Source organism: Planotetraspora sp. GP83 (assembly GCF_041262585.1).
Classification (GTDB): domain Bacteria; phylum Actinomycetota; class Actinomycetes; order Streptosporangiales; family Streptosporangiaceae; genus JAOEGB01.
The window spans coordinates 341,970-355,767 of sequence record NZ_JBGCBZ010000001.1 but is presented as its reverse complement, the minus strand read 5'-3'; the positions used below and the strand labels follow the sequence as shown (position 1 = coordinate 355,767).

The 13,798-nt window shown below is 72.5% G+C and carries 10 protein-coding genes; 5 read left to right on the top strand and 5 right to left on the bottom strand.

Translation table 11 applies throughout. The annotated features are described in order from the left end of the window. Positions 1 to 67 precede the first annotated feature (67 nt). Positions 68 to 1,222 (top strand): acyl-CoA dehydrogenase family protein, encoded by a 1,155-nt coding sequence (locus tag ABH927_RS01725; protein ID WP_370017623.1) that lies wholly within the window; start codon positions 68 to 70, stop codon positions 1,220 to 1,222. A 37-nt stretch (positions 1,223 to 1,259) separates the two neighbouring features. On the opposite strand, the gene ABH927_RS01720 is transcribed toward ABH927_RS01725, so the two are convergent. Beyond that, complete coding sequence (locus ABH927_RS01720) at positions 1,260 to 2,804, bottom strand: HEAT repeat domain-containing protein (protein ID WP_370017622.1); 1,545 nt, start codon at positions 2,802 to 2,804, stop codon at positions 1,260 to 1,262. 198 nt (positions 2,805 to 3,002) lie between these two features. Here ABH927_RS01720 and ABH927_RS01715 point away from each other — a divergent pair, with 198 nt between their 5' ends. From ABH927_RS01715 to ABH927_RS01700, 4 genes are all read left to right on the top strand, one after another. Further along, a complete protein-coding gene (locus ABH927_RS01715) occupies positions 3,003 to 3,413 on the top strand; it encodes a RidA family protein (protein WP_370017621.1) in 411 nt (136 codons plus the stop codon). Positions 3,414 to 3,578: 165 nt separating this feature from the next. Continuing rightward, positions 3,579 to 7,433: a serine/threonine-protein kinase gene (locus ABH927_RS01710; RefSeq protein ID WP_370017620.1), complete on the top strand. Its 3,855-nt coding sequence runs from the start codon at positions 3,579 to 3,581 to the stop codon at positions 7,431 to 7,433. Between the two features lie 6 nt (positions 7,434 to 7,439). Continuing rightward, positions 7,440 to 8,480: a hypothetical protein gene (locus ABH927_RS01705; protein ID WP_370017619.1), complete on the top strand. Its 1,041-nt coding sequence runs from the start codon at positions 7,440 to 7,442 to the stop codon at positions 8,478 to 8,480. Between the two features lie 75 nt (positions 8,481 to 8,555). Then, positions 8,556 to 9,056 carry an Lrp/AsnC family transcriptional regulator gene (locus ABH927_RS01700; protein WP_370017618.1) on the top strand — a complete coding sequence of 167 codons (501 nt, stop codon included), beginning with the start codon at positions 8,556 to 8,558 and terminating at the stop codon, positions 9,054 to 9,056. A gap of 177 nt (positions 9,057 to 9,233) precedes the next feature. Here the strand turns inward: ABH927_RS01700 and ABH927_RS01695 are convergent, their stop codons facing one another. From ABH927_RS01695 to ABH927_RS01680, 4 genes are all read right to left on the bottom strand, one after another. Then, positions 9,234 to 10,253, bottom strand: coding sequence for an N-acetylglucosamine kinase (locus ABH927_RS01695; RefSeq protein WP_370017617.1), 1,020 nt, complete (start codon positions 10,251 to 10,253; stop codon positions 9,234 to 9,236). A 336-nt stretch (positions 10,254 to 10,589) separates the two neighbouring features. After that, the gene (locus ABH927_RS01690) at positions 10,590 to 11,852 is read right to left on the bottom strand and encodes a 6-phospho-beta-glucosidase (protein ID WP_370017616.1); all 1,263 of its coding nucleotides are present in this window, start codon (positions 11,850 to 11,852) and stop codon (positions 10,590 to 10,592) included. 112 nt (positions 11,853 to 11,964) lie between these two features. After that, the gene (locus tag ABH927_RS01685; RefSeq protein WP_370017615.1) at positions 11,965 to 12,849 is read right to left on the bottom strand and encodes a carbohydrate ABC transporter permease; all 885 of its coding nucleotides are present in this window, start codon (positions 12,847 to 12,849) and stop codon (positions 11,965 to 11,967) included. Then, positions 12,846 to 13,778 (bottom strand): carbohydrate ABC transporter permease, encoded by a 933-nt coding sequence (locus ABH927_RS01680; protein ID WP_370017614.1) that lies wholly within the window; start codon positions 13,776 to 13,778, stop codon positions 12,846 to 12,848. The genes ABH927_RS01685 and ABH927_RS01680 overlap by 4 nt, the downstream gene beginning before the upstream one ends. Between the last annotated feature and the right edge of the window lie 20 nt (positions 13,779 to 13,798).

Sequence of the window (13,798 nt, the reverse complement as noted above, 5' to 3'; positions counted from 1 at the left end):
GCGGCTGGTGATCCCCGGCCGCCCTGATCTGTGAAAGCCGTACCCCACCGGGTAGGAGTGCATCGCCATGAGCGTCGACCGAGTTCTGCCCACGCCCGAGGCCCATGAGCTGCTGGACCTGGTCCGCGAGCTGGCCGCCAAGGAGATCGTGCCGCGCGCCGCGGCCGACGAGGCGGCGAGCCGGTTCCCGCGTGATCTGTTCTCGCTGCTCGGCGCGTCGGGTCTGCTCGGGCTGCCCTATCCCGAGGAGTACGGCGGGGCCGCCCAGCCGTACGAGGTCTATCTGCAGGTGATCGAGGAGCTGGCCGCGGCGTGGCTGGCGGTCGGGCTCGGCGTCTCGGTTCACACGCTGTCGTGCTTCCCCGTCGCGGCGTACGGCGGTGACGCGCAACGCGCCGACCTGCTGCCCGCGATGACGGGAGGGGAGCTGCTTGGCGCCTACTGCCTGTCGGAGCCTCACTCCGGTTCGGACGCGGCGGCGCTGACGACCCGCGCGGTGCCCGGCGCGGACGGTTACGTCGTCGACGGGGTCAAGGCCTGGATCACGCACGGCGGGGTCGCCGACTTCTACACGCTCATGGCCAGGACCTCCGGCGACGGCGCCCGCGGCATCTCATGCTTCCACGTCGCGGCGGGGGTGGACGGGCTGTCCTCCGGCGCGCCCGAGCGGAAGATGGGCATGCGGTCCTCCCCGACCGCGCAGGTCCGCTTCGACGGTGTACGGCTCCCGCCCGACGCGCTCATCGGCTCTCCGGGCGAGGGCTTCCGGATCGCGATGGCCGCGCTCGACGGCGGCCGGCTCGGCATCGCCGCTTGCGCCGTCGGCGTCGCCCAGGCCGCGTTCGACGCGGCGTCCGCCTATGCCCGCGAGCGGCGGCAGTTCGGCTCACCGCTGACGGACTTCCAGGGGCTCGCCTTCATGCTGGCGGACATGGCGACCTCGATCGCCGCCGCGCGGGCGCTCTACCTGGAGACCGCCAGGCTGCGCGACGCCGGCCGGCCGTACGGCACGCGGGCGGCGATGGCCAAGCTCTTCGCCACCGACATGTGCATGAAGGTGACCACCGACGCGGTGCAGGTGCTCGGCGGCTACGGCTACGTCGAGGACTTCCCGGTCGAGCGCTACATGCGGGAGGCCAAGGTGCTCCAGATCGTCGAAGGCACCAACCAGATCCAGCGCCTCGTCATCAGCCGGGCCATCGCCAAGGACTCCACCGGGTGACGCGCACCGGCCGCTGATCGGCGTTCCGGCCAGCGGATCAGCTCATCCGCGGGGGACGCGCATCCGGTCCCCGAACGAGCCAGCGCAACAGGTGGGCGGTCTTCGGGCCCAGCTCGGGCTCTCCTCGCGCGATGAGGTCCTGAAGCTCTGCGCGGAGCCACTCCGGAGGGCTGACGTACATGGTCGCCGCGTGACGGGACGTCCACGTGGCGATGTCCGCGCGGGCGCGTCCGCGCACCTCCTCATCGGGATCGGTGATGAACGCCAGGTCGGCTTTGAGCCGAGTCCAGGGATCGTGGCCGATCAGGAGCCGATGCGCGGCGAGCCGGACATGCCGTGGACGCTCACCGCCGAGGAGCCGCCACAGCCGGTCGGCGGGCACGACGGTGCCGGTCCTGCGCAAAGCCTTGACCGCGCGGCGTACGACGACCGGGGCCGGGTCATCGAGGAGGGTGGCGAAGTCGAAGGACGCGCCGATGCGGCACAGAGCATGGACGGCTTCGGCGCGAATTCGAGGACGGGGGTCGGCCAGATAGGGAAGAGCAAGGCCGGCGTCGGCCGGGATCCCGCAGTCGCCGAGCCCGGCCAGGAGGACGCGGGCCTCACGTCGCGGACGGGCCGCCAGCTGACCGCGATACAGCACGGCGGGATCGCCACCCGACCGCCGGACCGCCCACTGCGCGGTCAACCGGACCATCGACTCCTTGTCGGCCAGGAACCGCGGTCCCGCTTCGGTGTGCCCCAGCTGGACCATTGCGGTCAGGGCCTCGACCCGGACCCGTCCCGACGAGCCGCGGAGCAGCTCCTCCAGCATCTGGGGCTCCTGCCGGGCGACCGCCTGGGCGGCCAGGGCCCGGGCGGATCGAGTCCGAGAGATGAGGTCGCGTTCGTGGAGCGCGGCGTGCGCGAGCTGCCGCTCGTCCATTCTTCCGCCCTCGATCGACACCTGAAACGCGAACCGCCGACCTCGGAGATCGCCGAGGCCCCGCACGGAGGCGAGCACGGCGTCGTCCACGCGCAGCAGAGCGTCGCGGACGAGGCCGACGATGTGCCCGCCACGCCTGCGATCGCCGAGCCGTACGGCGACCGGAAGGATCGCGAGCAGCGTCCGGGTGTCGGGCGTCGCGAGAACCTCGCGCAACACCCGCTCGGCCTGGACCCGCACGGCCTCGACCCAGTCGGTCGTACGGATCACCAGCACCGGATACAGCCGGATGTCGGCACGCGTCGCCGGTAGCGTGAGTGCCTTCTCCCTGACGTGGCCGTCATGCCAGCAGGCGGCCAGCGCCACCCCGAGAGGGCGCGCCCGGCCATGAATCGCCTGTTTCGCTTGGCGGCGCCTCCTGCGGAAGTCCTGCGGCTCATACCAGGAAGGTCGCAGCGACGCGTCGAGGTCGATCCAGACCTGCGGACCCGACTCGGCGAGCACCGTCAAAGCGTGATCGGCGAGCGAGGCATCGGACGACACCACGCTGAACAAGGCCTGTGCGAGCTCGCCGAGAGCCGCACTGCGCCCTCGCGCCGCATTCGCCGTCAAACGGTCGAGTACCTGTAGCAGGACATTGGCCTGGTCACCTGACATGTGATCAGCCTGGCAGGCCGTCTATGCCACTTCGACCGGTTATTCTCGCGGTGGGCCACGCCGCGTCAGATGTGCCGGGTCATGAGCGGAACCGGGTTGGCCTCGGCAGGGGCGGACCGGCTTACGCGTGTCCGCGACGGATGCCACCTGGCATGAAACCCGGTCGCGGAACCGGCGCCCGGGCGGGAGACTCAGCGGATGCACCAGCCCATTACGCGGATCAACCCGGAGCAGTTGCACGTCACCCCGGGATACAGCCATGTCACCGTGGTCAAGGCCGGCCGCATGGCCTTTCTCGCCGGGCAGTGCCCGCTGGACCAGGCCGGAGCACTGGTCGGCGACGGCGACATCGACGCGCAGGTCGATCAGGTCGTCGCCAACGCCCTGATCGCGCTGGACGCTGCCGGCGCGCGGCCCGACCAGGTCGTCCGATCGGTGATCTATGTGGTGAGCGGGGAGACGGCGGTCCTCGCCTCCGTCTGGCAACGCCTGACCACCTCGGCGCTGGCGGCCGCGTTCACCACCGCCAGCACGCTGCTGGGCGTGGCCCGGCTCGGGTTCACCGGCCAGCTCGTCGAGCTCGACCTCACCGCCGCTCTCGACGGATGACCACGCCGCCTCGGCGTCTTGTCGCCGAGGCGATGGCAACACGGGGACAGCGCCGCGGGAACGGCGCCGGGAAACCTCTTGGCCGGTGGGGAAAGGCGTAGGACCATCGGGTCATGCCGTCCCTCGGGGGTGGGGGGACGGCCGGAGAGCGGCGGGGAGGACCGGATGGCGATGGCGCCCCTGGCTCCGGGGGACCCGCGGAGGATCGGTGATTACTGGCTCGCCGGGAGGCTCGGCGAGGGCGGTCAGGGTGTGGTCTACGAGGCGTACGACGACGCCGGGCGGCGCGTGGCCCTCAAAGCGCTACGAGTGGACTCCTACGGCGGGTTCGGCGGCGCGCAGAACGGCGGTGCCGGGGGCGGTGCCCACCGCGGGGGTCCCGGAGACGCGGAGCTGAGGGCCAGGTTCGCCAGGGAGGCCGCCGCCGCCCGGAGGGTGTCGTCCTTCTGCACGGCCAGGATCATCGCGGCGGATCTCGAGGGAGCCCAGCCGTACATCGTCAGCGAGTTCGTCGGCGGGCCCAGCCTGCGGCGGGCGGTCGAGCGGAACGGGCCGTACGGGCCGGACGACCTGTACCGGCTGGCCACGGGGATCGCGACGGCGCTGACCGCCATCCACGAGGCGTCGGTCATCCATCGTGATCTTAAGCCGGACAACGTCCTGATCGGACCGGACGGCCCCCGGGTGATCGACTTCGGGATCGCCAGGACGGCTGAGATGTCGCTGACGACCACGGGTCATGTCGCCGGCACGCCCGCTTTCATGGCGCCCGAGAGCGTCCTCGGTCAGCGGGCCGGGCCGGCCGTGGACATCTGGGCGTGGGGCGCGGTGACGCTGTACGCCGCGACGGGCCGCGAGCCGTTCGCGCTGGCCCCCGGAGGAGAGGCGGCCGGTGACGTCGGGGGGAACTTCGGGGGGAACTTCGGGGAGAACAGCGTCGCCGCGTTCCTGCATCGCATCCTGGCGGTGGACCCTGATGTGTCCATGCTCCAGGAGCCCTTATGCGGCCTGGTGGTGGCCGCGATGGCCAAAGACCCGGCGGCCCGCCCCAGCTCCCCCGAACTGCTCATGAGCTTGCTCAGAGGCCAGGACGTGAACGACCGTGAGACGGGCGGTCCTGGAACGGGCGGGGGAGGAACAGGCGAAGGTGTGACCCGTACGGCCGGTGGCCGGCCGGCGGGCGGGGGAGCGCAGGACGGGGAGGCGACGCGCGGCTGGCGAGAAGAGGAACTGGCGGGGAGAGGCGAGACCGCGCTGCTGCTCGCGGAGGGCAGGCGCGCCGCGGGGGCGATGCGGCCGCCCGCCGACGTGGCGCCGCCGTCGCTGGCCGCGCTGGCGGAGGACATCTACACGAGCCTGGGCGCGGCCGACCAGGCGGTGGTGCCGCAGATTCTGCTTCGCATGGTCATGCCGGGTGAGGGGGCCGACGACCTGCCGAGGAAGGTGCGCGCTGACGAACTGCTCGACGGTGTGGTGGATCTCCCGACGGCCGACCGCGTCCTGTCCGGGTTCGCGCGGGCGGAGTTGCTGGTCCGCGAGGGCGACACGATGTCGCTCGCCAGTGCCGCGCTGCTGCGGGCCTGGCCGAGGCTGCGCGAGTGGATCGAGGCCGACCGTGCGGGCCTGCGCGTACACCGGCAGCTCAGCGAGGCCGCCCGGCTGTGGGACGAGAACGGGCGGCGGCCCGGCGATCTCTACCACGGCACATCCCTGGACAACGCCCTGGGCTGGGCCGCGACCGGCCGCCAGCACGTCACCCTCAACCTGCTGGAGAGCGCGTTCCTCGACGCGTCCGCCGCTCTCGGGCGGCTGCGGGCGCGCCGCCGCCGCCAGGTCACCGGTGTGCTGGCCGTACTGCTCGCCGCGGCGCTCGCCTCGGCGGGGGTGGCGGTGGACCAGAAGGCCTTCGCGGACAGGCAGAGGGCGTCCGCCGAGAGGCAGCGGGACACCGCGGTGGCGCGCAGGACGGCCGCTCTCGCCGACTCCCTGCGGTCCGCCGACCCGGTCACCGCGATGGCGTTGAGCGTCGCCGCGTGGCGGCTCGCGGGAGTGCCGGAGGCGCGGGCCGCCCTCTACAGCTCGCTGGCGCAGCGGGAGCGGGACATCTCCCCGCCTCCGCCGGTGACTGCGGCGGCGCGGTTCGACCTCGGCGCCGACGGACGGACGCTCGCCGTCGCCGACCAGGGCCGGGCGATCTTGTGGGACGTGGTGGCGCGCCGCCGGGTCGGCTCCGTGGAGGGCGTCGGGGCCGACGCGGCCGCCGTCGCCATCAGCCCGGACGCCCGGCTGGTCGCCGTGGCGGGCGCGGATTCGTTACAGGTGTGGGACGTGGCGTCCGGGAGGCCGCTCGGTCCCCGGTTCGGGACCGGGGCGCTGGAAATGACGTTCGGACCGGGCGGGCGGCTGCTCGCCGTCGTCTCGCCCGGCCACCACGGCCAGGTGTGGGACCCCCGCACGGGCAGGCAGGTCCTTGAGGTCGCCCGCGACGGCCGTATCGAGGACGTCGTCGTCTCGGACAGGTTCTTCGCGGCGACGTTCCGCGACGGGCGCGTCCGGCTCTGGGATCTGGCCCGGCGCCGGAAGGTGCCCACTCCCGGAGGCGGCGGCGGTGAGGCCGTCGCCTTCAGCCCGGACGGTGCGACGCTGGCGGTGAGCCGGGCCGGGGACGTCCGCTTCTGGGACCTCGCCTCCGGCCGTCGCCGTGACGCCGTTCTGGAGGGCGCCGGCGCGGCGTGGCTGTCGTACAGCGACGACGGCCGCTATGTCATGACCTACGACCATGAGGGCATCGGGCTCTGGAACGCGGCCGGCGGGCGGCCGATCGTCTACCACTCGTTGAGCGACACATCCGGCATGCCGGTCATCAGGATGGGGCAGGACCGCCGGGCGCTGCGCTACCTCCTGGGCGGGGGCGGCGTCGCCACGGTCGACGTGCGGCTCGGCACCCGGCCGGTGGCCGTGGCAGCCGGCGCCGTGTCAGCGGCCTTCGCCCCGGGGGCGCGGACGCTGGCCGTACAGACCGGCGACGGCCTCGAACTGTGGGACGCGGGTCGGGGGCGGCGGCTCGGCTCCCTGCCGTCCTCTGCCGAGGCGCTCGCCTTCAGCCCCGACGGACGCACCCTCGCAACAGGTACGGCCGAGCCCGCCGAGATGACACCGGACCCACCGGCCGGTACGGCCACGCCTGCTGACGGGGCGGGGCCGGGTGATCTGGGGGTGGCCGCCGACGCCGATCGGACCGCCGGGTCCGGGGCCGTGATGTTGTGGGACGTGGCGGGAATGCGGCGCACGAAGGCCGTGGCCGTTCCGGGCGCGGCCTCGGTGGGCGGGCTGGCGTTCGGGCCCGGCGTGCTCGCGGTCGCGCCGTTCTCGGGCGACTGGCGGCGGGTGCGGCTGTGGGACGCCTCCCGCCACGCCTGGACGGGCGTTCTCCCGCGCGCCGGCATGGACGTGATGGCGCTCCGCCCGGACGGGCGCGTGCTCGCCATCGGCGGCCAGAACAGCGCTCTCGTAAATCTCGCCACCGGAGCGGTGACCGACCAGCCCTTCGGGCCGAGCCTCGACGGAGTGCGGTCGATCGCGTTCAGCCCCGACGGCTCGACCGTCGCCGTGGGGTTCCACCAGCTCGGGGTGGGCCTGTGGGACACGAGAACCCTGCGGCCCACGGGCAGGCTGGCGCCGGACCCCGGAGACCTCGACGACGTGGTGGCGATCGCGTTCTCGCCCGACGGCCGCCTGGTGGCCACGGGCGGCACCAGCGGCGAGGTCCGGCTGTGGGACGCCGCCACCCACGTGCCGCTGGGCCGGCCGTACACCACGCACACGGGCGTGGTGCTCGCGCTGTCCTTCGCGGGCGACGGGCGCTATCTCTACAGCGCGGGCGAGGACGGGACGCTCCAGCGCTACACCGTCGACCCGGGGCGGGCGGCCGCCGAGGTGTGCGCCCGCGCGGGCGCCTCGCTGTCCGTGAACGACTGGCGCCGCCTCATCCCCGAGGCGCCCTACCGGAAGGTGTGCTGAACCATCGTGCGACTTCTCCTCCCTCTCCTGAGACTGTTACGCCGCGCTGACTTCGCGGTCATCGATTTCGTCGAGGTCACCCCCGATCCGGTGATCCGGGGGCGGCGGGAGCCCCTCCGCGTCGAGGTCGTCACGGGCGGCGCGGGCGAGGCCGGTGACGCCCGCGACCTTGTGCGCGGCGAGCTGGCCGGCCCGGACGGGCCCAGGATCGAGCTTGATTTCGTCAAGGTGGACGGCTCGCCGTTCGAGGAGTCCTGGGTCGCCGAGCACGTCCTCGACCCGGAGGTCCCGCGCGGGGAGTGGCGGGTCGTCGTGCGGGCCGGGGAGTCGATCGAGCAGCGGGCGTTCCGGGTCGTCGCCGGGGAGGAGGCCACGGAGACGAGGATCACCGAGTTCGTCCTGTCGCCGGACCCCGTCGAGGAGGGAGCCCCCCTGTCCTTCCGGGGGCTGCTGGAGGCCGGCAGGGACGAGGACTGGGTGCGGCTCGGCGGGCAGCGGGTCGTGCTGACCTTCCGGGCGGACGGCATGTTCTCCCGCCGCGACATGGCGGAAGCCGAGACCGACGAATCGGGCGTCTTCTCCACGACTGTGACGGCCACCGAGTCGGGCTTCTGGCGGGCGGAGTTCCGCGCCGCGCCCCGGCGGCTCGCCCGCGCCGAGGCGGCGGCCGTCGCCTCCACCCGTAGCGCCGAGGTCCATTCGACCGTCCAGGGGTCGGGGGCCCAGACGAGGATCGCCTACTCGGTCATCCCGATGAGCGGCAAGCGCGGCAGGACGGCCACGCACAAGGGCACGCTGGTCGTGTGGGTCGCGGAGGGGCCCGGCCGCTGGGACCCGCTGCCCCAGAAGGCGGTGCGGCTCCGTTTCGATCCGGCCGGGGCCGCCGCCTCGTCTGCCCAGGGGACGACGACCACGGGGTCGCGGGGCCAGTTCGCCTTCAAGAAGAAAGTGCCGTCCACGGGCGACTGGCAGGTGAGATTCGACTCCGACGTTCCGGCCAAACGCAAGTCGGCCGAGTCGCCGGTTCGCCGGGTGACGGCCACCTGATCCGGATTTCGGATGGAATCATGCCGTGACCACTTCGCCGCACGGTGTGGTCCCCGGCGGCGCTACCGTTCAGGGGTGGAGGAGATCGATCGCCGAATCGTGACGCTGCTGGCCAGAGACGGCCGGATGAGCTTCACCGATCTGGCCAAGGAGACCGGGCTGTCGGTCTCGGCCGTGCACCAGCGGGTGCGGAGGCTGGAGAAACGCGGCGTGATCCGCGGTTACGCGGCGCTTGTCAACTACGACGAGATCGGTCTGCCCCTGACGGCGTTCGTGTCCATCAAGCCGAACGACCCCGGCGCGCCTGACGACGCCCCCGAACGGCTCAGGCATCTGTCCGCCATCGAGGCGTGCCACAGCGTGGCGGGCGACGAGAGCTACATCCTCAAGGTGCGCGTCGCCTCGCCGCTCGGCCTGGAGGAGTTACTGCAGCAGATCAGGGCCTCGGCCAACGTCAGCACGCGGACGACGGTCGTCCTCAGCACGCCGTACGACCATCGCGCGCCGGAGATCCACGCCGAGGTCGGCAAGAACGCGGACAAGGGCCTCGACGGCGAGCAGAAGGCCGGCCAGTGACGCCCCCACCCCGGCCGGTTCCCCTCCACCCCGGCCCGGGACGCGGTGACGCCGGGCGCTGACGGCGACATGCGTCAGCGCCCGGCGTCCACGTCTCCCTGGGCGGCCCCCCTAAGGGGCTCCGCGGGCGACCGCGATGACGTCCGGGCTGCCGGTCCGGCTGCCGGGTCTGGGGCCTCAGCCCACCGGGGCGGGCGCCGGGACGGCGTCCTCCCCCGAATCGGGTTCCTCCTGTGCCTCCTGCTCGGACGGGCTGAGGAAGTACTCCCGCACCCGGTCGTACGCCTCGGCGGGGGCGCCGAGACGGTCGAGCCCCAGCAGCGCGGCCCCCACGATGGGCGGCACGTCCGCGACGATGAGCCGGGCGTGCGGCGCCTGCTCCGCGAACCGCTGCTCGATCAGCGGCATGAGCAGCGGGTCGCCCGCGGTCATCACGCCGCCGCCGAGCACGACCTCGCACGGCCCGCCGAGAAGGTCGATGCGGCGCATCGAGACCGTGCCCATCGCGGTGACCTCGTCGGCCAGCCGCTCGATGAGCGACCGGGCGATGGCGTCGCTCCGCGCCGCCACGAGCAGGGGCGGCACCAGGTCGTGCAGCCTGTCGATGGACATGTCCCCGAAGTGGATCGCGAGGACCACGTCCTCGACCGTCGCCGTGCCGAAACAGGTGCGGACGACGTCCACCAGGGCGGTGTCCGGTCCCCGGCCGTCCTCGGCCCGGATGGCGTGAAAGAGGGTCTGCTCGCCGAGGCCGTAGCCGCCGCCCCAGTCGCCGCTGAGGGTGCCCAGTGCGGGAAACCGGGAGACCTTGCCTGAGGGTGCGACCCCCACCGCGTTGATGCCGGCCCCGCAGACCACGGCGACGCCCCAGGGCGTGGTGGCCCCGGCGCGAAGCAGCGCGAACGTGTCGTTGGCGACCACGACACTGCGGCCGTAGCCGCGGGCGAGCAGCTCGTCGCGGAGCCGCTCCTCCTCGATCGGCAGGTCCGCGCCCGCGACGTAGGCCGCGATGTGGTCCACGTACGGCACGGCGACCCGCTCGCGGAGGTCGCCGAGGTGCCCGTCCACGTGACCATCCGGCGAATGGCCGTCCAGTGCGCCGTCCGCCAGATGGGCCGTGAGATCGGCACGGAGGCCCGGCCGGCTGCCCAGGGCCCGCCGTACGGTCTCGCCGACCACGTCGATGGCGGCGGGCACGCCGGCGCTCTGCGGGACGAACCCCGCGCCGCGGGCGCGGGGGGGGGGGGGGGGGGGGGCGGGCGCCCCCGCCGCCGGGGGGGGGGGGGTGGGGCCCCGCCCCCCCGCGGGGGGGGGGCGGGCGCCGGGGGGGGCGGCCCGGGGCCCGCGTTCGGCGCCCCCCCCCCCGGGGGGGGGGGGGGGCCCCGGGGGGGGGGGGGGGGCCCCCCCCCGGGGGGGGGGGGGGGGGGCGGCGGGGCCCCCCCCCCCCCACGACCGCGACGTCGGTCTTGCTGTTCCCCCCGTCGACCGCGAGAAGGGTGCGCAGGGGGCGATCGGTCCCGCCGCGCGCTCCGATCACAGGGACACCGCCCACGGCAGATACGCGCGGTTGGCCTCGATCAGCCGCTGGGCGAGGTCGCCCGACAGAGACGCCTGCCCGATGAGCGGGTGGGCGAGCAGCGCGTCCTTGACCCGGTCCTCGCCGCCGCGCAGGGCCGCGTCGAGCGCCAACGTCTCATATGCGGAGACGTGAGCGATCAGGCCGCGGTAAAGCGGCTCGACCGGGTCCACGGGCAACGGAGTCGCCCCGCCCGTCCCGACGGTCGCGGGCACCTCGATGACCGCGTCGTCGTCGAGGAACGGCAGCGTCCCGTTGTTGCGGGCGTTGACGATCTGGACGTCGCCCCTGTCGTTCACCAGGGAGGCGATCAGCGCGACCGCCGCCTCGGAGTAGAACGCGCCGCCGCGCTGCTCCAGCAGCTCGGGCTTGGTGTCCACCGACGGGTCGGCGTACATCTCCAGCAGCTTCGACTCCATGGCCGCGACCTCGGCCGCGCGGGACGGGGAGACCTTCTGCTCCTCGACCACGAGGTCGTGCTCGTAGTAGTACCGCAGGTAGTACGACGGGATCACGCCCAGGTGGCGGAGAAGCCCGACCGGCAGGCCGACGCTCTCGGCGATCTCCTCGCCGTGGTCGGCCAGGATGCGGGGCAGGATGTCCTCGCCGTCGAGATAGACGGCGCGCTCCCAGGTGAGGTGGTTGAGCCCGACGTGGCCGAGCGAGATCCGGTCCGGGGAGACGCCCAGACCGGCGGCGAAGCGGCGCTGGAACCCGATGGCCACGTTGCACAGGCCGATGGCGCGGTGGCCCTCGTCCAGCAGCGCCTTGGTGACGATGCCGACCGGGTTGGTGAAGTCGACGATCCAGGCGCCCGGGGCGTGGGTGCGCACCTTCTCGGCGATGTCGAGCACCACCGGGACGGTCCGCAGCGCCTTGGCCAGGCCGCCGGCCCCCGTCGTCTCCTGCCCGACGCATCCGCATTCGAGCGGGAGCGTCTCGTCGACGTTCCGGGCCGCCTGGCCGCCGACGCGGAGCTGCAGCAGCACGGCTCCCGCTCCGGCGACGCCCTCCTCGACCTTGGTGGTCGTGGTGAGCTTGGCCGGGTGGCCGGCGCGGGCGAGCATCCGCGTGGCCATACCGCCGACGAGGCCGAGGCGGTTCTCGTCCGGGTCGACCAGTGTGATCTCGGACAGGTCGAGTTCGTCGCGCAGGCGGGCGAAGCCGTCGATCAGCTCCGGCGTGTAGGTGGAACCGCCCCCGACAACGGCGAGTTTCATATGGTGTATGGCGCTCTTGCCCGGCCTTCCATCACGGCGAGGCCGATGCCGGAGCGCCATCCTCCCTTCGTCATTCCGTGCTAACGATGCATGGCTGTGAGCTACTTCACGGCTATTTCACTCCAGTCAGCTTGACCCCTTCAATGAAGACTTTCTGGGCGAAGAAGAACACGATGATCACCGGCGCCATGGCGAGCATGGTGGCGGCCATCGTGAGGTTCCACTGGACGCGGTGCACCGACCGGAACGCGGCCAGGCCGAGGGACAGGGTCCAGTTGTCCAGGTCGGTCCCCGCGTAGAGGAGGGGGCCGTAGTAGTCGTTCCAGCAGTAGAAGAACTGGAAGAGGGCGACTGCGGCGATGGCCGGCTTGGCCATCGGCAGGATCACCCGCACGAGCGTCCGGAACTCGCCGGCCCCGTCCACCCGTGCGGCGTCCGAGTAGTCCCGTGGAATCGTGACCAGGAACTGCCGCAGCAGGAAGATCGAGAACGCGTCTCCGAGCAGCATCGGGATGATCAGCGGCCACAGGGTCCCGGTCAGGTGGAAGCGGGCCCAGATCAGGTAGACGGGCACGGCCACGACCTGGGGCGGCAGCATCATCGTGGTGATGACCAGAAGGAACGCGAGCTTCCTGCCGGGGAAGCGGAACCGTGCCAGCGCGTACGCCACGGGGACCGACGACAGGAGCATGAACACCGTCGCGAGCACCGAGTAGATCAGCGTGTTGCGGATCCAGGTGAGCAGCGGCGCCTTCTCGAAGATGTCGGCGAAGTTGCCCCATTCCCAGGTCTCCGGCCACAGCTGCGAGGTCAGCGCCTGGTGGTCGCTCATCACGGCCGTGAGGGCGATGAAGACCAGCGGCCCCAGGAACATGATCGACAAAGCGATGGCGACCGCGTGCTTGGCGACCCAGTAGAGCGTCAACCGTGTCTTCGAGGCGCTGGCGGCCGGCGCCGGGCGGCGGGCGACCTGCTGCGGAGCGAGGGTCGTCGTCATGCTTCCTCCTCCGCGAAGCCGCGGAACTGCCGCAGCAGGATCAGGGTGAACACCATCGAGACGGCGAACAGGACGAGCGCGAGCACGCAGGCGTAGCCCATGGCGAAGTCGCGGAAGCCCTGCTGGAACAGCCACTCGGGGAACGTCAGGGTGGACTGGTCGGGGTAGCCGGGGGTGAAGACCGAGCCGGCCGAGTCGGTGGCGCCGGAGGCGACCCGCGCCGCCACCATCGCCTGGGTGAAGTACTGCAGGGTCTGGATGACGCCCGTCACGGCGGCGAACATCAGCACCGGCCGGATGACCGGCAGCGTGATCCTGGTGAACTGCTGCCAGGCGCTCGCGCCGTCCAGCGCGGCGGCCTCGTACAGCTGCTTGGGCACGTCGAGCAGGGCGGCCAGGAAGATGACCATGAGGTCGCCGACCGACCAGAGCGACAGCAGCGTGAGGCCCCACTTGGACCACGCCGGGTCTCCGAACCAGTCGGGCGAGTGGATCCCGACCGACCCCAGGATGGCCTGCACCGGCCCGGTGCCCGGGTTGAGCAGGAACACGAACCCGAGCGTCCCGGCGACCAGGGGCACGAGCGAGGGCAGGTAGAAGATCGTGCGGAAGACCCCCTGGCCGGACTTCAGCTTCGTGATCAGCTGGGCCACGCCGAGGCCGAACAGCACCCGCAGCGGCACCATGACGACGACCAGCCACAGGGTGTTCCTGATCGAGGTCCAGGCGGCCTCGTCCTGCATGAAGTACTTGTAGTTCAGCCAGCCGACCGGCTCCAGTGTGAACAGGTCGTAGCGCTGGAAGGTGAAGTACACCGTGGAGAGCAGCGGGTAGAGGAAGAAGACCGAGAACCCGATGAGCCACGGGGAGAGGTAGAGGACCGCGCGGAGGTTGGCGCGGCGCCGATCCCTTTTGCTATGGGACGGCACCGCGTGCCTCCGACGTCCCA

What these genes read in the sequence shown, in the direction of transcription:
- ABH927_RS01685 (WP_370017615.1), bottom strand. Translation starts at nt 12,849, where the DNA reads ATGACGACGACCCTCGCTCCGCAGCAGGTCGCCCGCCGCCCGGCGCCG.
- ABH927_RS01720 (WP_370017622.1), bottom strand. Translation starts at nt 2,804, where the DNA reads ATGTCAGGTGACCAGGCCAATGTCCTGCTACAGGTACTCGACCGTTTG.
- ABH927_RS01725 (WP_370017623.1), top strand. Translation starts at nt 68, where the DNA reads ATGAGCGTCGACCGAGTTCTGCCCACGCCCGAGGCCCATGAGCTGCTG.
- ABH927_RS01690 (WP_370017616.1), bottom strand. Translation starts at nt 11,852, where the DNA reads ATGAAACTCGCCGTTGTCGGGGGCGGTTCCACCTACACGCCGGAGCTG.
- ABH927_RS01710 (WP_370017620.1), top strand. Translation starts at nt 3,579, where the DNA reads ATGGCGATGGCGCCCCTGGCTCCGGGGGACCCGCGGAGGATCGGTGAT.
- ABH927_RS01715 (WP_370017621.1), top strand. Translation starts at nt 3,003, where the DNA reads ATGCACCAGCCCATTACGCGGATCAACCCGGAGCAGTTGCACGTCACC.